Source organism: Bacteroides sp. BFG-606 (assembly GCF_024788145.1).
Lineage (GTDB): Bacteria > Bacteroidota > Bacteroidia > Bacteroidales > Bacteroidaceae > Bacteroides > Bacteroides vicugnae.
The window spans coordinates 1,791,713-1,810,075 of record NZ_JANUIL010000001.1; the positions used below are offsets into that span (position 1 = coordinate 1,791,713).

The window sequence follows — 18,363 nt, forward strand, 5'->3', positions numbered from 1 at the left end:
GATTTGTATGACTCCCAGGTCTGCCTGAAACACACAATTCTATATTAACTTTTCCCCCTAGCATTTATCAATGTTCGACAGTACTGATTTTATATATTATTTAGGTATAGCGATAAGAAAGGTAAAATTGCATTTTTAAGAGGTAATAGTAGTAAGGTAAAAAGAAGAATAAAAGAAAATGTAGGGTTTGTTTTTCTTTATTGGTAAACAAGATTGTAGATGGGTAACCTTAAAATTGTAGATTAATTAGAAAATATTTATGAAGAAACTACTAACAGTAATGGTCTTTTCGGTCGGTTTATTTGCAAATGCTCAAACCGGCAACTTATTTAAACCAGTAAAAGAGGTAGCGCTACGTACTCCATCAGTACCTATCGTTGTTTCAGATCCTCACTTCTCTATCTGGTCTCCTTATGATAAATTGATGGAAGGAAGTACAGAACACTGGACTACAGCTAAAAAGCCTTTAGTAGGAGCCTTACGTGTAGATGGTAAAGTGTATCGTTTCCTGGGTAAAGATCAAGTGGCTCTAATACCTATTGCTCCCATGACGAATGTGGAACGCTGGGAGGCGGCATATACTAATAGCCAACCCGCAAATGGATGGCAAGAATTCCAGTTTGATGATAGTAGTTGGAAAAAAGGTAAAGCTGCCTTCGGCAGCCGTGATATGCCACGGGTCCGTACAGAATGGAAAGGAGATAATACAGATATTTATATTCGACGTACATTTGAAATTAATGATTTGGATTTAACAGAAAATATTTTTCTCATTTATTCTCACGACGATGTATTCGAATTATATTTAAATGGGGAAAGACTGGTGGCTACGGATCTCGTATGGAAGAATAATGTAAACCTAAAACTTTCAGATGAAGCAAAGAAGAAACTTCGTAGTGGTAAAAATGTGATTGCCGCACATTGTCATAACACAACTGGAGGATCTTACGTGGATTTCGGTTTATATCGTGAAAAGAAAAATGCAGTAACATTTGATAATGAAGCCATACAGAAGTCGGTAGATGTATTAGCCACTTCCAGTTACTATACATTCACTTGTGGCCCAGTCGAATTAGATGTCGTATTTACAGCACCTCAATTGATAGATGATTTGGACTTGCTTTCAACTCCGATTAACTACATCTCTTATCGTGTACGTCCTCTTGATAAAAAAGAGCACGATGTACAATTTTATATAGAAACTACTCCGGAGTTAGCAGTGAATGAAACAACCCAACCCACTATTGCGCGCACATTATCAAAAAATGGTATTAGTTATGTAGAGGCTGGTACTATTAATCAACCGATCTGTGATCGTAAAGGTGATTTGATTTGTGCGGATTGGGGATATGTATATCTTGGTAGTGTAAATGGAGCAGGAAAATCTGTAAGCTTGGGTGACTATAGCGGAATGAAAGAATCTTTTGCTAAAAATGGAACTTTAGCTTCAAGTAAAACTAAATGGATCACTCGCAGAGAAGAAAATACTCCTGCAATGGCTTATGTACATAATTTTGGAACTGTTACCAAAGATGGTAAAGATGGTTTCATGATGATCGGTTATGATGACATTTATTCTATTGAATATATGTATGAAAAACGTATGGGATATTGGAAACATGATGGTAAAGTGACGATTTTTGATGCTTTCGAGAAACTAAGAGATAACTATCAATCCATCATGGAGCGTTGTCGTGCACTTGACGAACTTATTTATAGTGATGCAGAAAAAGCAGGTGGCAAAAAATATGCAGAAATCTGCTCTGCAGCCTATCGTCAAGTTATTTCTGCTCACAAGCTCTTTACTGATAAAGAAGGTAATCTGATGTGGTTCTCTAAAGAGAATAACAGTAATGGCTGTATCAATACAGTCGATCTGACCTATCCGTCCGCCCCTCTGTTCCTCGTTTATAATCCAGATTTGGAGAAAGCGATGATGACCAGTATTTTCGAATATAGTGCAAGTGGTCGCTGGAATAAACCTTTTGCTGCACATGACCTTGGTACTTACCCAATAGCTAATGGACAAGTTTATGGTGGTGATATGCCAATTGAGGAAAGTGGTAACATGGTGATTCTAACAGCAGCCATTTCGAAGATCGAAGGTAATGCTGATTATGCTAAGAAATATTGGGACATTTTAACTACATGGACTAATTATTTAGTAGAGTATGGACAGGACCCGGAAAACCAACTTTGCACGGATGACTTTGCCGGACATTGGGCGCACAATGCCAACCTTTCAGTGAAAGCGATTATGGGCGTAGCCGGATATAGCGAGATGGCTCGTATGCTCGGTTTGAATGATGTGGCAGATAAATATGCAGCGACAGCCAAGAAAATGGCGGTGAAGTGGGAAGGAATGGCAAATGAAGGCGACCATTACCGTTTGGCTTTTGACCGTAAGAACACTTGGAGCCAAAAATACAATATGGTTTGGGATAAGTTGTGGAATCTGAATCTGTTCCCTAATAATGTAATCGGAAAAGAAATCAGCTATTACTTGACAAAACAGAATCCTTATGGACTTCCTTTAGATTCCCGCAAAGAGTATACAAAATCCGACTGGATTATGTGGACAGCAGCTATGTCTCCGGATAAAGAAACTTTTCAGAAATTTACTAATCCTCTCTATAAATATATCAACGAAACGGTATCTCGTGTGCCTATCAGTGACTGGCATCATACAGACAGCGGCAGATGGGTCGGCTTCAGAGCACGTTCAGTAATCGGAGGATACTGGATGAAGGTATTAATGGACAAAGTTCAGAATAATCAATAATTTAAATCTAGTGTATTATGAAATGTAAAACTATGAAACATGGGAGCATAGGGCTACAGTGCATGATGTTGGGATTCATCTTTGCAGTCTGTCTTGGTAGCTGTAAAGATAGTAAAGATGAGACATCAGCGCCTTACGATCCGAATCAGCCGGTAGAGGTGACAGATTTTACGCCTAAATCGGGAGGTGGAAAAAAGAAGATGATTATCTATGGAAGTAATTTTGGAATAGATCGTTCTATTATTTCTGTTAAAGTAGGCGGAAAAGAAGCTATTGTTGTCAGTGTTAAAGGTACCACTATCTACTGTTCTACGCCAGAAAGTTGTTTTGAAGGAACTGTAGAGGTGAAAGTCGGTGAACAAGTTGTAGTATTGCCTGAAAAATACCAGTATGAACCACAATTGGTGGTGACAGACTTATGTGGTGATGTAGATGAATTGGGCCAGGGCGATATTGTAGAGACTGGACCGTTTGATAATTGCGGAAAGATTGATTATCCTTTTTGGTTTTCTTTCGATCCTCAACATCCTAATATCCTTTACTTGTCTCAAAATGATAATGAAAGACCTTTAAGGATACTGGATTTGGAAAAGAAGATGATCTACTCTAAAAAATTAAATGACATTAAACGTGCAACTACTATTACATGGACTAATGATGGTGATATGGTATTGGCTACTCCTCAGACTGGTAATTCTAAGAATAGAAACAATATTATCTTAAAACGTGGAAGTAGTGCGGACGGGCTGGATTTCAAAGAGTCTAGTTGGGTAGCTTTGACACGTGGTAATGCTTGCAATGGCTCTATGGTCCTTCCGCAAACGGGAGAACTTTACTTCAATTATCGTGCAGAGGGTAAAGTGTACAGATATAATTTTGAAGAGAATGGTTATAATAACAATCCGGAAGTTCCTAAAGGAGAAGGGCTGGATGAGCTTTTGGCATTTAGCGTACCTAACCAAACCGTTGACTTTAGTATGGTTCCTCATCCAACAGGTAAATATGTGTATATCATTATGCATGAATCGCATTATATACTTCGTTCCAATTATGATGATGAAACAAAAAAATTGGTGACTCCGTACATCGTGTGCGGACAATCTGGTCAGGCAGATTATAAAGATCTTGTTGGTATCAATGCACGTATCAATAGACCCGGTCAAGGTGTTTTTGTTTTCAATGAGGAGTATAAGGCTGCCAATAAAGCTGATTGGTATGATTTTTATTTTGCAGATAGAGAGAATCATTGTATCCGGGTGTTGACTCCGGATGGAGTGGTTTCTACATTTGCCGGACGGGGTTCTGCTTCATCAACCAGTTATAAATGGGGTAAGCAGAATGGAGAGGTGCGTGAAAGAGCTCGTTTTAATCAACCGACAGCTTTGGCCTATGATGAGGCTACAAAGACTTTCTATGTAGGTGATTGGGGAAATCATAAAATTCGGAAGATTGCTAAAGAACAAGCCTCTGACGATTTAGGCATAGAAGCATCCGATGATAATCAGAACCAAGGAAATCAATAAAAAGAAGAACGCATGAGGATAAAAGAATTTATTACGATTTGTTTGTTGTTTGTCTCAGTTTCTCTCTTTGCGCAAGAAAAAACGATTGAGGTGACAGGAGTCGTGACAGATATGAATAAAGAACCATTGGTAGGTGTCAATGTGACAGTGAAGGACAAACCGGGATTGGGAGCAATAACGGATATCAACGGACGTTACAAGATTAAAACAGAGGAATTTTCTCGTTTAGTATTCTCGTATATTGGTTTCGATACGCAAGAGATATTGGTGAAACGTCAGAATCTGGTTAATATATCAATGAAAGAGTCGGAAGCTAGGGAAATCGATGAAGTTGTAATCACGGGAACTGGTGCACAGAAAAAGTTGACTGTGACCGGTGCCGTGACGAATGTAGATGTTGAGGTTTTGAAATCTAACCCTACAGCCAATCTTTCTAACGCACTGGCAGGAAATGTGTCTGGTGTGCTTGCTATGCAGACTTCCGGACAACCAGGGGTGAACACATCTGAATTCTGGATTCGAGGTATTTCCACTTTTGGTGCCAATAGTGCTGCATTGGTGCTGGTTGATGGTTTTGAACGTGATTTGGATGAAATCAACATTGAAGATATTGAGTCTTTTACTGTCTTGAAGGATGCTTCTACTACAGCAATTTACGGTTCTCGTGGTGCAAATGGTGTGGTTTTGATTACCACTAAACGTGGTAAAGAAGGTAAGATTAAGATCAATGCCAAGGTGGAGAGTTCTTATAATTCGCGCACCATCACACCTGAATTTGCAGACGGCTATAGTTATGCTATGTTAATGAATGAAGCGCGGATTACGCGTAATCAGGAGAGAATGTATCAGGATGATGAAATGGAAATCCTGCGATTGGGGCTTGATCAGGATTTGTATCCGAATGTGGATTGGATGGATGTGCTGATGAAGGATGGAGCCATGACTTATCGTGCCAATCTGAATATGAGTGGTGGTGGTAGCACGGCACGTTACTTCGTATCTCTCAGTTACATTAATGAGGAGGGGATGTATAAGACGGATGAGGCTATGCGTAAGGATTATAATACTAATCCCAGTAGCCAGCGTTGGAACTATCGTCTGAATACGGATATTGACATTACTAAAAGTACACTTGTCAAAGTGGGGGTATCCGGTTCTTTGAAAAAGCGTAATGCACCGGGACAAGGTGCTAACGTATGGACTTCTTTAATGGGACAGAGCCCGATCAGTATTCCTGTAATGTATTCTAACGGGTACATTCCTTCACACGGAACGGACGATAATCGCAATAATCCCTGGGTACTTGCTACCCAGAGCGGTTATAAGGAAATCTGGAACAATAAAATTCAGACCAATATTTCTTTAGAGCAAAAGTTGGATTTCATCACGAAAGGTCTACGTTTTGAGGGACGTTTCGGGTTTGATACGAGCAATCAGAGCGAAATAAACCGCATCAGAATGCCGGAAACTTGGCGTGCCCAAAGAGACCGTGATGATGATGGGAATTTGGTTTTTAAGCAACAAAATGCAGAGAAGCCTATGGAGCAGACTAGTTCTTCGAGTGGTGAGCGTCGTGAATTCTTAGAAGCATTCTTACAATATAATCGGGCGTTCAAAGCACATCATGTGGGTGCAATATTGAAATATACTCAGGACGCTTACCGGACTACGGTTGATATTGGTACGGATGTAAAAAATGGTGTTGCCAAACGGCACATGGGATTGGCGGGGCGTGTCAACTACAACTGGAACTATCGCTATTTTGTTGATTTCAATTTCGGTTATAATGGTTCGGAGAATTTTGCGGACGGACATCGCTTTGGCTTTTTTCCGGCCTTTTCTTTGGCTTGGAACATAGCGGAAGAGAAACTGATAAAAAGACATCTGAAATGGATGAATATGTTTAAGTTACGTTATTCATATGGTAAAGTTGGTAGTGATAAACTTAAAATAGGCGATACTGTACATCGTTTCCCCTATTTATATACTATCAAAGATGATGGAAATGGCTGGACATGGAGTGACTACGGCTCTCCGGACAATGTCTATACAGGAATGCACTATACGCAATTGGCTTCCAATAATGTTACTTGGGAAATTGCCACCAAGCACGATGCCGGTGTGGACCTTTCTCTATTTAATGATAAGTTTACAGCTACTGTAGATTATTTCCATGAACAGCGTGACGGTATCTATATGGAACGTCAATATTTGCCTGGTATTGTAGGTGTGAATAGTAATCCGAAAGCTAACGTCGGAAGTGTTCTGTCGAAAGGTTTCGACGGCAACTTTGCTTACAAGCAAAAGATAGGAAAGGTCAATCTGACTGTTCGAGGTAATTTCACTTACAGCAAAAACGAAATTTTGGAGAAAGATGAAATGAATGCGGTTTACCCTTATCAAAAGGAGGCAGGTTACCGGGTGAATCAGGCAAAGGGACTAATTGCTTTGGGACTATTTAAAGATTACGATGATATACGCAATAGCCCTCAACAGACAGCATGGGGAAAAGTACAACCGGGTGACATCAAATATAAAGATGTCAATGGAGACGGTGTTGTTAATGACGGAGACAAAGTGGCTATTGGTGCGACAACCAAACCGAATTTAATTTATGGATTTGGTGTCTCTGCACAATGGAAAGGGTTCGATTTCAATGCACACTTCCAGGGAGCAGGTAAGTCTTCATTCTTCATTAATGGCCCCACAGTATACGCCTTTAGTGGCAGTCAGTGGGGAAATGTTTTGACGAATTTGGTGCAAGATCGCTATGTTGATGCGGAAACGGCAGCCACATTGGGTATTCCAGCCAATGAGAATCCGAATGCTTCGTATCCAAGACTTAGCTATGGAGGAAATGATAATAACTATAGAGCTTCCACTTTCTGGCTCAGAGACGGTTCTTATTTACGCTTGAAAACATTGGAAGTAGGTTATACATTACCGAAATCAATCGTGAACAAAATACGGTTTAACAAGATACGCGTATTTTTTATCGGTACAAACCTCTTGACGTTTGCTAAATTTAAAGAATGGGATCCAGAAATGGGAAGTACTAATGGAGAGAAGTATCCACTTGCCAAGACATTTACTTTGGGATTGACTGTGAATATCTAATTAAATACATGAAAAATGAGAAAGATATATAAATTGTGTATTGGTATTGTGTTGAGTGCGATTATTGTTGCTTGTGCGGATAAACTCGACTCTGATAAATATTTTAAAGACCGTCGGTCTTTAGAGGATGTGTTTACTGATAAAGAAAATACAGAAGAATGGTTGGCGCATGCCTACTCTTTTTAAATGGTTACAATTTGGAAGTATCTATGATGTTGAATACTATCACTAATTTTGCTGATGATATCTATTTCGGAGGTAATAGTCTTGCTGGGTATAAGGAGTTCAAGACTGGTACTTACAATGAAAGCTATCGCCATTCGTGGGATGATAGTTATAAAGGTATCCGCCAGGCCTCTATCTTCATTCAAAATATTGATATGAACACGAAGTTTACCGAGAAGGAGAGGGCTGATCTGAAAGCGCAAGCCCGTTTTGTTCGTGCTTACTATTATTGGTTATTGTTGCGCAAATACGGTCCTGTACCTTTGTTGCCCGATGAGGGACTGGATTATACTGCCAGTTACGATGATTTGGCCATCCAACGTAGTTCGTATGATGAATGCGTAGAATATATCGAATCGGAGATGCTCTTGGCTGCCAAAGATTTGCCTTTGAGTCGAGCTCTTAATCAGGGCTCGCGTCCTACACGTGGAGCGGCATTGGCGGCTCGTGCTAGAGCGTTGTTGTACTCGGCAAGCCCCATTAATAACCCACGTCCGGGTGAGGCAGATAAGTTTTCGGATATGGTAGACTACGATGGAAATTGTCTGATGTCTCAAGAATATAATGAATATAAGTGGGCAAAGGCAGCGGCTGCAGCCAGAGATGTTATGGAACTTCCCGGGGAAAATAACGGGCGTCGTTATGAACTTTATCATAAGAAGGCTACTGATATTGCCGAACCTGGATATCCTGCTACCATTGCCCCATATCAGGATGGCGATTTTTCGACAAAGACATGGAATGAAGGTGGTTATAGTGATATAGATCCTTACGAATCTTATCGGTCGGTTTTCAACGGTGCGTTAGCGATGTATCAGAATCCGGAGTTGATTTTTAGTCGTGGGCGTAATCAGGGTGGAAATAGTTTGGTTAAAATGGTGGAACTTCAAATGCCGAGAACATTGGGCAACGGTAGCAATGCTTATGGTATGACATTAAAGATGTGTGATGCTTACTATATGTATGATGGTTCGGAGTTTAACCGCCAAACCTTTTTAGATACCTGTCAGGTTGGAAATCGTTTTGTGACTAAAAAGGAAGGAGAAGCAGGAACATATCCTCATTTAAAGAAGGGGGTGTGGAAAGAGTATGCATGGCGTGAACCGCGTTTCTATGCTTCTGTTTCGTTCAATGGTTGCGTGTGGCCTTTACTAAAAAATGCAGAGACAGTTGATTATAAAAATGACGTTGAGAAACAAGTTAACTATTATTACGGTATTAATACTGACGGTTTCTCTGGTACGGGCGTTTATTTACGGTCTGGCATCGGTATCATGAAGTATGTACATCCAGATGATACGAACCGTAAGGAAATCAAAGCGAAAGCAGAACCTGCCATTCGTTTTGCCGAAATTCTGTTGATTTATGCTGAAGCTTTGAATGAACTGGAAGATGGATCCTCATACGACATTCCATCATGGGATGGTTCTACCAGTTATACTGTTAGACGTGACATTAATGAAATGAAAAAAGGCATTAGGGATGTACGTCGCCGTGCAGGTGTTCCCGATTATACAACACCGGAGTATCAAGATCGGGATATATTCCGTAAGAAACTGAAACGCGAACGTCAGATTGAACTAATGGCCGAAGGGCAGCGCTATTTTGATTTACGTAGATGGAAAGATGCAGAAGTGGAAGAGTCCAAGAAAAATTACGGATGTAATTTCTATATGTCGGACACAGAGGAGCAGAGAGAACAATTTTATACTCCAATTGAAATTGCAGACTTACCTACTGCTTTCTCGCGTAAACTCTATTTCTGGCCTATCAGCCATGATGAGTTGAAACGTAATAAACGGTTGACGCAGAATCCGGGATGGACGTACAATGATTAATCTCCTAATAAGAATATGATATGAAGAATATATATATTTACTTAAGTTTATTGGCTGTCATCATCTTGGGAACCGCTTGTAATAATGAGTGGGAAGATGAGCAGTATGAACAATACGTATCTTTCAAAGCGCCTATCGCTTCAGGAGGCGATGGTGTTACTACCATCTATGTCAGATATAAGGACAATGGAAAGGTGACTTATCAACTACCTATCATTGTCAGTGGCTCTACAGTGAATGGACAGGACAGAGATATACATATAGCGGTGGATAAGGACACACTGAAAACGTTGAATATCGAACGTTTTAGTCTTTATCGTCCGGAATTGTGGTATACGGAAATGGAGGAAGACAAATATGAATTCCCTGAGACAGTGCATATTCCTGCCGGTTCGTGTGTGGAGCAATTGAATATAGATTTTAATTTGCAAGGTATTGATATGTTGGAAAAATGGGTTTTACCATTGACCATTGTTGATGATGGATCCTATGATTATCAAGGTCATCCGCGCAAGAACTATGCAAAAGCTCTGTTGAGAGTGGTTCCTTTTAACGATTATTCCGGTTCGTACACGGCTTCTTCCATGAAAGTGTACACCTATATAAATGGCAAGCCTGATAACAACGCGAGAACGACGAACAAGCGTACAGGATATGTGATAGACAACAATTCCGTATTCTTTTATGCCGGTCTGATTAATGAAGACATGGATAAGGATATCCGTAAGAAATACAAAATCAATGTGCGTTTTAGGGACGATGAAACATTGGATATGGAACCAGATGATCCCAATAACGAAATGCAGTTCAAATTGATAGGAACACCTATCTATAGCAAAACATCGATTATGGATGCTACACGCCCTTATTTGGAACGTCGTTATGTTCAAATCATGTTTGAATACGATTTTCAGGATTTCACCTATGGTGGAAGTGGTATAGAAGTCATTCCCATCAAATATAGGGTGGAAGGAAGCATGACGCTTCAGCGGAATATCAATACCCAGATTCCGGATGAAGATCAGCAGGTTGAATGGTAATCCTATTAATAAATAGAAATAGGGAAGATATAGGAAATTATATCTTCCCTATTTGCTTATAAATAGATTATGACCGACAGCTTTCACCTCTGTTTACCTGTTTTTTTCCTTTATTGATTTGTATTTTTCCTTTTTTAAAAGAAAACTTCTTTACTTTTGTTCTGTAGGTCAGTCATACAAAAAACGACAAGAAGTACAGTTAATTAAATCAAAATAGTTATGAACATCAAGAAACATTTGCCTTGGCTCGGAGCTTTGCTACCCGTGGTCAATATGCAGGCAGAGACAAAACCCAATGTTGTCATTATCTATATAGATGATATGGGAATCGGAGATATCGGTTGTTATGGAGGTAAGTTTGTCCCCACTCCGAATATTGACAAGATAGCGCAGGACGGATTATTATTCAATCAATATTATTCCTCGGCACCGGTCAGCTCACCTTCCCGTTGCGGACTGACAACAGGGACATTTCCTATAACACAAGGAATCAACACCTTTTTAAATGGGAAAGCTGCTAATAAAAAATGTGAGCAACGCAACTTTCTAAGCGATAAGGCTCCTTCTATGGCACGTGCTTTTCAGAGTGCAGGTTATGCTACCGGACATATCGGGAAATGGCACATGGGAGGCGGACGCGACGTGCGCAATGCCCCTTCTATTAGGAATTATGGTTTCGACGAATATATATCAACGTATGAAAGCCCTGACCCTGATCCGGCAATCACTGCTACCAACTGGATCTGGTCAGCTAAAGACAGTGTAAAACGTTGGAGACGTACCGAATACTTTGTAAATAAGAGTATTGACTTTGTCAAACGTCATAAAGACCAACCCTTCTTCCTGAATCTGTGGCCGGATGATATGCATACCCCTTGGGTACCGGAATTTAAGCAAAAAGAAAACAAAAGCTGGAATACGGAAGAAGCCTTCATTCCTGTTCTTGCTGAAATGGATAAACAGATCGGACGTTTTATCAAAGCACTGGAAGAGCTGGGATTATCAGAAAATACAATCGTGATTTTCACTAGTGACAACGGACCGGCTCCCAGCTTTCAATCCGCTCGTGCTGCTTATTTAAGAGGAACCAAGAATAGCCTTTATGAAGGTGGTATCCGTATGCCGTTTCTGATAAAATATCCCAAGAAGATAAAGGCCGGGCAAGTGAATAGCGAAAGCGTGTTGTGTGCAGTCGATTTATATCCGTCTTTGTGTGCAATAGCCGGGATTGCAACAGAAAAAGGCTATCAGGGAGACGGACAAAATTATGATAAAATTCTTTTGGGTAAGTCAAAAGCTAAACGTAAAACAGATTTGATGTGGGATTTCGGAAGAAATCAGTTCTTTAAGAAACCGGGAAACCCGAATGACAGAAGTCCTCATCTGGCTATACGCAGCGGTAACTGGAAGTTGCTGATAAATAGTGATGGAAGTGATGCGCAATTGTATGATATTGAAAAAGATAAGTTCGAGAAAAATGATGTAGCACAGTCGCATCCGGAAGTTGTAGCCAAGTTAAGTAAAAAAGTATGTAAATGGTTTGAAGAGAATAAAGATAAAGGAAAAGAGTAATACAGTGAAAAACAAATTATAAACCAACATTAAACTTATGAATTCTAAATTATTACTATTGCCGACTGCTTTGATGGTTGCCGGTAATTCTGTAGCGGAAGCGAAAGGGAAAAAGTCGGATAAACGCCCTAATATTCTGGTAATTCTTGCAGACGATCTCGGGTACTCCGATTTGGGATGCTATGGTAGTGAGATTCATACTCCTAATTTGGACAAACTGGCACAAGAAGGAGTACGATTTAATCATTTTTATAATGCAAGCCGTAGTTGTCCGACGCGTGCTTCCCTATTGACGGGACTTTACCAGCATCAGGCCGGAATCGGACGAATGACCTTTGATGCTCACTTACCGGGCTATCGTGGGACACTCTCACGTAATGCCGTTACCATTGCCGAAGTATTGAAGGAAGCAGGATATACCACCAGTATGGTTGGAAAATGGCATGTTGCAGAAACTCCTCTGCGCAAAGATCAACGCGAATGGCTGGCACACCGTGTTTTCCATGACACATTCTCTGATTTGTGTCATTATCCTGTAAATCGTGGGTTTGATTCTCATTATGGAGTTATTTATGGGGTAGTGGATTATTTTGATCCGTTTAGTCTGGTAGAAGGTGAGGTACCCATAAAAGAAGTACCCGACGGGTATTACATCACACAAGCTCTTTCAGACCGTGCTGTACAGGAAGTAGAAGAATACGCAAAAGATGACAAACCATTCTTCATGTATCTGGCTTATACAGCACCACACTGGCCGCTGCATGCATTGCCGGAAGATATTGAGAAATACAAGGATACCTATAAAGTAGGTTGGGAAGCTATCCGTAATGCCCGCTACGAACGTCAGAAGCAATTGGGCATTTTCCCGGGAATGGATAATTTCTTGTCCGAACGTCAGTTTCATGACAAATGGGAAGACAATCCGCACGCGGAATGGGATGCCCGTGCCATGGCTGTTCATGCTGCCATGATCGACCGTGTAGACCAAGGTATCGGGCAGGTTATTGAGGCTTTAAAAAAGACCGGGCAGCTTGATAATACATTGATTCTTTTCCTGTCTGATAATGGGTGCAGTAATGAAGATTGCCAGAATATGACTGGTGGGGAGAACGACCGTCCGGATATGACCCGTGATGGAAAGAAAATCATTTACCCACGTAATAAACAAGTATTGCCCGGACCACAAACTACATACGCTTCATTAGGAGCCCGCTGGTCTAATGTGGCTAATACTCCGTTCCGCTTCTGGAAAGCTAAATCTTATGAAGGAGGTATCTGTACTCCGATGATTGCCCACTGGCCGAAAGGTATCAAAAAGAACATAGGTGGCATGACGTCTGAAATCGGCCATGTGATGGACATTATGGCTACTTGTATTGATCTGGCGGATGCAGAATATCCTACAACGTACAAAGGACATGATATTCTTCCTATGGAAGGAAAGAGTTTGCTTCCGATCTTTAAGACCGGACATCGTAAAGGACATGATTATTTAGGTTTCGAACACTTCAACGAACGTGCTTTCCTGTCTAATGATGGCTGGAAATTAGTTCGTCCGAAAAATAACTCTCAATGGGAATTGTACAACTTGAATGAAGATCGTAGTGAGCAACACGATCTGGCTGCTAAATATCCGGAAAAGGTGGCAGAGATGGCAAAGGCTTATGAAGCATGGGCGAAACGTTGTATGGTAGAACCTTATCCGGGACAGAAAAAGAAATAAGAATTATTTCATAGAAAATGGGTTTTATATAAAACAGATTAATAGAGGACTGAACAAATAATGGGGATGAAGGATTCCGGGTCAGGAATAACTTCATCCCCATTAATATATTCACATACTAACTTGACTAATCCGTAATAGAGATTATTGTTCTGTTTTGCTAATAGTAGAATACCTCATGCTTCCTATTTGTCCATCTTTACCCAGTGTTTCCGCTTGAATAATCAACGGAGTGGAATATTGATTATTATAACATTCAATCACCGCTTTCCCATTTTCATCAGCTTGTACGGATGGATTCCAGTATAACGTCCGTCTTTTATCTACTTTGTCCATATACAGCTCCTTGGTCGGGTAGGCGGGAGAATAATATTCCAATGGACGGGTATATCCTTGGATAACAGTTTGCCGGGTACCTAGTACCGCACTTTGGTTTTTATTCAATACATCGCGTCTGGGCAGGGGAATCAGGTAGAAAACACTATATTTATCCAGTTTGCTTATATCGACTCCTGTACTATCGGTCACCTCGGACATCTTTGTATTTTGGATGATGTCGTCATCAATACCTCCGGTACCTTTGCTAATGATGATAGAAGCTAATCCGTCCACCTCGGTCAGCATCATTTGAGTTTCTGTTTCAGACAAAATGTGATTATCCATAATATAGCAGATCGGTTTCTGGCGATACGTATGCTTGTCATTGGTGCGATCCCAATAAAATTGCGGGCTCAACTTTTCCATTAATTCGGGAATGGTAGTGACAATCTTTCCATTATCGCGTAATACATCCACCGAACGGCGTACATCGTAATAAGCATCAATACTCTTCTCGCTGATCTTGGTAGCCATGTTACTTCCTTGCCGGCGTTTGCTTTTTATTTCCACCTCATCCAATACATAAAGTCCTTCTACCTTCCGGATAGAATCCATGTATAAAGAATCAAAACTCTCGGCTTTCTGTTGCCAGTAGGCCAGGTCTTTCCATTCCGGATGAAGCTCTTTGTAGCCGTAGGCCCGCGGAGCGGGGGAGAAATTACGGTCGATCAGGATAGAAGCATCCTTATTACGTTCTTTACCGACTTTCCGGGTTTGGATTACTGCCTCCGTCGTTCCTTCAAAATCTTCCACCGGAATGGTGAAACGACCGTTTTCATCGGTCACGGTTCCTCCGGTTATGAATTGATCGTCCTTCTTCACTATCACGCTAAGCGCAATATCTTTCAGCTTATTTTTGAGAATGGTTGATTTCACCTGCCCGTTCAGTGCCAATTGTGCTTCCGGCAATTGAAGCGGAGTGAAAGGAGCGGTAGAGATGGTCTGGCTCATGTCATATTTACGCCATCCGTGCACCATCAATAAAACATCCAGTTCGGTTTGCTTTCGCGGAGACGGGGATGCGAAGTAATAACCGGGTTGGTGGATGTATCCTTTTAAATCGGAGGTTAACAGCAGATCGGTGAAAATATTGTTGTCATACTCCAGGTAATCCGACCGGACACCATCCCGGATGCTGACTGACAATTCTCCGGATACTGGTTCTCCCTTAGCATTCTTTACTTGCAATTCGCAACGAATGGGAGCGTAGGGAGCGTACACTTCTTTCAATCCTTCCGTCGATATTTGCAGGGGAGCACGCGGATTGGCAAAGACGAAACGTTCGCACAATGTATTACCTGCCCGGTTGATGAGGCTGACCTGCAGTACACCTGCCGGTAGTTTACGGGTGGGCAAAATAAACTCCTGCGGAGCATCTGCCCGGCAACTAATCAGCTGATGAATAGATGGACGCCCTTGATGACTGATAAATACAGCCAATGTGTCTTGAGGAGTGGCTGCATTGCAGGATACTCTCACCAAAAGGGCACCGGCATTACTGACAGTGCTTAAAACATACCCGTTGGGCAATGCCTGTGGAAGTGTGAATTCATATTTCTTTCCTTGAAAACTGACTTTAGCGATCGCGGGTTGAGCGGAAGGAGTATATTCAAAATGTCCCATTCCATCGTGCAAAGTTTCGAAAGAGGTGATCTCTGTTCCTTCTTTGGTATAGATCGTTCCCGATAATTCAATGTCCCCTCCATTCTTACTCTCCGCCTTGAAAGCGACTTGCGAAGTTACCCCCTCCACTAATTGTCCTCCTTCAGGGAAAAAACGCAAATTAAACTTCTCCTCCGTTTCAGACGGACGGTTCTTCATCGACGAACTTAGTTCGTAAGTCGTGATACTACGTTCCAATTTATCACTATTGGAAAGCTGATAAATAGGAAAAGTGCGCGAAAAATACTGTGGCTCATCGAAAGCAAGCATCCAGCGCGTATAGGCGCGTACCTCATAATAACCGGATAGCATTGAATGAGGAAGAATAAATTGCCCATTTCCTTCTCCCTGTGTCAGCTTGATAATTTGTTTATCTGCTATATGCCCTGTCTGGTCTACTAACTCCACATACAGAGGGCGGCTGATCAGACTGAAAGTCTGCTTTTCGGCAAGGGTGACATAAGCTTTGAACCAAATTGTGTCACCGACGTAATAACTCGTATTATCAAAATGTAAATACGCTTTCTCCCGTGGAAAGTTGTTGGCGAATGTTTGTGCCTGGTTCATATATTGTTGGAATATGACCTTGGCGGGAGGTACTTCTCCCCATGTTGCTATTAATGATAAGCAAAAAGAAAGCAGAAGAATAATTCGTTTGTTTCTCATTTCAATAGATTTTTAACTAAAGTACAAAGTTAGAGAAAATGGATCTAAAAATAGAAAACATATTGTTCAATAAAGGAAAAAAACTATTCATGATAGAAATAAAAGTACAGGAGCGTGTTGTATGCCTGTTTAGTATCACATATACCTGATTTTGTTCTTTATTGATTAGCATTTTTCCTTCCTTTTGCATAAACTTCTCTACTTTTGTTTTCCAGATAATTGATAATACTATGGTAAAGAAGAATTTCTTAATGACTGCCCCCTTACTGATGGCATCGTTTTGTTCGGCACAGGAAAAGCCGAACGTCGTACTGATTATGGTAGATGATATGGGTTATTCCGATATCGGCTGCTACGGTGGAGAAATACTGACCCCTAATATTGATGCGTTGGCATCCAAAGGAGTACGCTTCACCCAATTTTACAACACTTCACGTTCTTGCCCCGCCCGGGCCAGTTTAATGACAGGACTATATCAGCATCAGGCGGGCATCGGGCAAATGTCCGAAGATCCGTTTAAGCAAGAGAATCAAAAGAGTCCGAACGACTGGGGAGTGCCGGGATATAAAGGATTCCTGAACCGGAACTGTGTCACAATAGCCGAGGTCTTGAAAGAAGGAGGCTACCATACTTATATGGCTGGTAAATGGCATCTGGGAATGCATGGAGAAGAAAAATGGCCTTTACAACGGGGATTTGAACGTTTCTACGGTATCCTGGCAGGAGCTTGCAGTTATCTACGACCATCAGGAGGACGCGGGTTGACGCTAGATAACACCAAACTTCCGACTCCGGAAGCGCCTTATTATACAACGGATGCATTTACTGATTATGCCATCCGCTTTGTTGATGAACAGAAAGACGATAAACCTTTCTTCCTTTATCTGGCTTTTAATGCTCCTCACTGGCCGTTGCAGGCGAAAGAGGAAGACATTCAGAAATTCACAAAGATCTATCGTGAAAAAGGATGGGATGAAATTCGTGAAGCAAGACGGAAACGGATGACTAAAATGGGAATTATTGACTCGAGCACAGAATTCGCCGAATGGGAAAACCGGAAATGGGATGAATTGACGGAGCAGGAGAAAGATAAAGTAGCCTATCGGATGGCTGTTTATGCAGCACAGGTGCATTGTGTAGATTATAATGTAGGAAAATTGCTGGATTACCTGAAGAAGAATCATAAACTGGACAATACGCTTGTCATGTTCCTGTCCGACAATGGTGCTTGTGCCGAACCTTATGCAGAATTAGGAGGCGGAAAAGTGTCAGAGATCAACGACCCGGCTTGTAGCGTATTCCCTTCTTATGGAAGGGCATGGGCACAGGTTTCCAATACTCCGTTCCGCAAATACAAATGCCGTTCTTATGAAGGAGGTATTTCTACCCCTCTCATCGTGTCGTGGAAAAACAATCTGAAGAATAAAAAAGGTGAATGGTGTCGTGTTCCCGGTTATTTGCCGGACATTATGCCGACTATTCTGGAAGCGACAGGAGCCGCTTACCCGGAAACTTATCACGGTGGAAACAAAATATATCCATTGGTAGGAAGCAGTCTTTTCCCTGCTATTCAAAAGAAAACAGACTCTTTGCACGAATATATGTACTGGGAACATCAAAACAACAGAGCGATCCGCTGGGGCAACTGGAAAGCGATCCGCGACGAAAAAGGAAAAGAATGGGAACTGTATGACGTGGTTAAAGACCGCACCGAACGTAACAATCTGGCAGAACAGCACCCTGAAGTATTGACGAAACTGGTTACCGAATGGGAGAAATGGGCGAATGCTAACTTTGTATTGCCTAAACATCCGAAGAAATAATTAGGAGGAACACA

General features: G+C 41.3%; 8 protein-coding genes and 1 pseudogene. 8 read left to right on the forward strand and 1 reads right to left on the reverse strand.

The annotated features are described in order from the left end of the window. Nucleotides 1–259 precede the first annotated feature (259 nt). The 7 genes and pseudogenes from NXV01_RS06400 (at nucleotide 260) to NXV01_RS06430 (ending at nucleotide 13,820) form a co-directional block, all read left to right on the forward strand. Complete coding sequence (locus NXV01_RS06400; protein WP_259021984.1) at nucleotides 260–2,782, forward strand: glutaminase family protein; 2,523 nt, start codon at nucleotides 260–262, stop codon at nucleotides 2,780–2,782. 17 nt (nucleotides 2,783–2,799) lie between these two features. Further along, complete coding sequence (locus tag NXV01_RS06405; RefSeq protein WP_259021988.1) at nucleotides 2,800–4,305, forward strand: IPT/TIG domain-containing protein; 1,506 nt, start codon at nucleotides 2,800–2,802, stop codon at nucleotides 4,303–4,305. Nucleotides 4,306–4,317: 12 nt separating this feature from the next. Next, the gene (locus tag NXV01_RS06410) at nucleotides 4,318–7,422 is read left to right on the forward strand and encodes a TonB-dependent receptor (RefSeq protein WP_259021990.1); all 3,105 of its coding nucleotides are present in this window, start codon (nucleotides 4,318–4,320) and stop codon (nucleotides 7,420–7,422) included. Nucleotides 7,423–7,437: 15 nt separating this feature from the next. After that, nucleotides 7,438–9,485, forward strand: a pseudogene (locus NXV01_RS06415) (RagB/SusD family nutrient uptake outer membrane protein). A 20-nt stretch (nucleotides 9,486–9,505) separates the two neighbouring features. Further along, nucleotides 9,506–10,525 carry a DUF4973 domain-containing protein gene (locus NXV01_RS06420; protein ID WP_259021999.1) on the forward strand — a complete coding sequence of 340 codons (1,020 nt, stop codon included), beginning with the start codon at nucleotides 9,506–9,508 and terminating at the stop codon, nucleotides 10,523–10,525. 219 nt (nucleotides 10,526–10,744) lie between these two features. Beyond that, entirely contained in the window at nucleotides 10,745–12,097 is a 1,353-nt protein-coding gene (locus tag NXV01_RS06425; protein WP_148364124.1) for a sulfatase, read from the forward strand. A 37-nt stretch (nucleotides 12,098–12,134) separates the two neighbouring features. Beyond that, the gene (locus NXV01_RS06430; RefSeq protein WP_258979132.1) at nucleotides 12,135–13,820 is read left to right on the forward strand and encodes an arylsulfatase; all 1,686 of its coding nucleotides are present in this window, start codon (nucleotides 12,135–12,137) and stop codon (nucleotides 13,818–13,820) included. A gap of 144 nt (nucleotides 13,821–13,964) precedes the next feature. Here NXV01_RS06430 and NXV01_RS06435 read toward each other — a convergent pair whose 3' ends face one another. Beyond that, on the reverse strand, nucleotides 13,965–16,526 hold the full coding sequence (locus NXV01_RS06435) for a hypothetical protein (RefSeq protein WP_259022000.1): 2,562 nt from the start codon (nucleotides 16,524–16,526) through the stop codon (nucleotides 13,965–13,967). A 230-nt stretch (nucleotides 16,527–16,756) separates the two neighbouring features. Between NXV01_RS06435 and NXV01_RS06440 the strand changes: the two genes are divergently transcribed. Then, entirely contained in the window at nucleotides 16,757–18,349 is a 1,593-nt protein-coding gene (locus NXV01_RS06440) for an arylsulfatase (RefSeq protein WP_167511710.1), read from the forward strand. Nucleotides 18,350–18,363 lie beyond the last annotated feature (14 nt).

Bases quoted from the DNA above. Each gene is read 5' to 3' on its own strand.
- NXV01_RS06400 (WP_259021984.1), top strand. From the start codon at position 260: ATGAAGAAACTACTAACAGTAATGGTCTTTTCGGTCGGTTTATTTGCA.
- NXV01_RS06405 (WP_259021988.1), top strand. From the start codon at position 2,800: ATGAAATGTAAAACTATGAAACATGGGAGCATAGGGCTACAGTGCATG.
- NXV01_RS06410 (WP_259021990.1), top strand. From the start codon at position 4,318: ATGAGGATAAAAGAATTTATTACGATTTGTTTGTTGTTTGTCTCAGTT.
- NXV01_RS06420 (WP_259021999.1), top strand. From the start codon at position 9,506: ATGAAGAATATATATATTTACTTAAGTTTATTGGCTGTCATCATCTTG.
- NXV01_RS06425 (WP_148364124.1), top strand. From the start codon at position 10,745: ATGAACATCAAGAAACATTTGCCTTGGCTCGGAGCTTTGCTACCCGTG.
- NXV01_RS06430 (WP_258979132.1), top strand. From the start codon at position 12,135: ATGAATTCTAAATTATTACTATTGCCGACTGCTTTGATGGTTGCCGGT.
- NXV01_RS06435 (WP_259022000.1), bottom strand. From the start codon at position 16,526: ATGAGAAACAAACGAATTATTCTTCTGCTTTCTTTTTGCTTATCATTA.
- NXV01_RS06440 (WP_167511710.1), top strand. From the start codon at position 16,757: ATGGTAAAGAAGAATTTCTTAATGACTGCCCCCTTACTGATGGCATCG.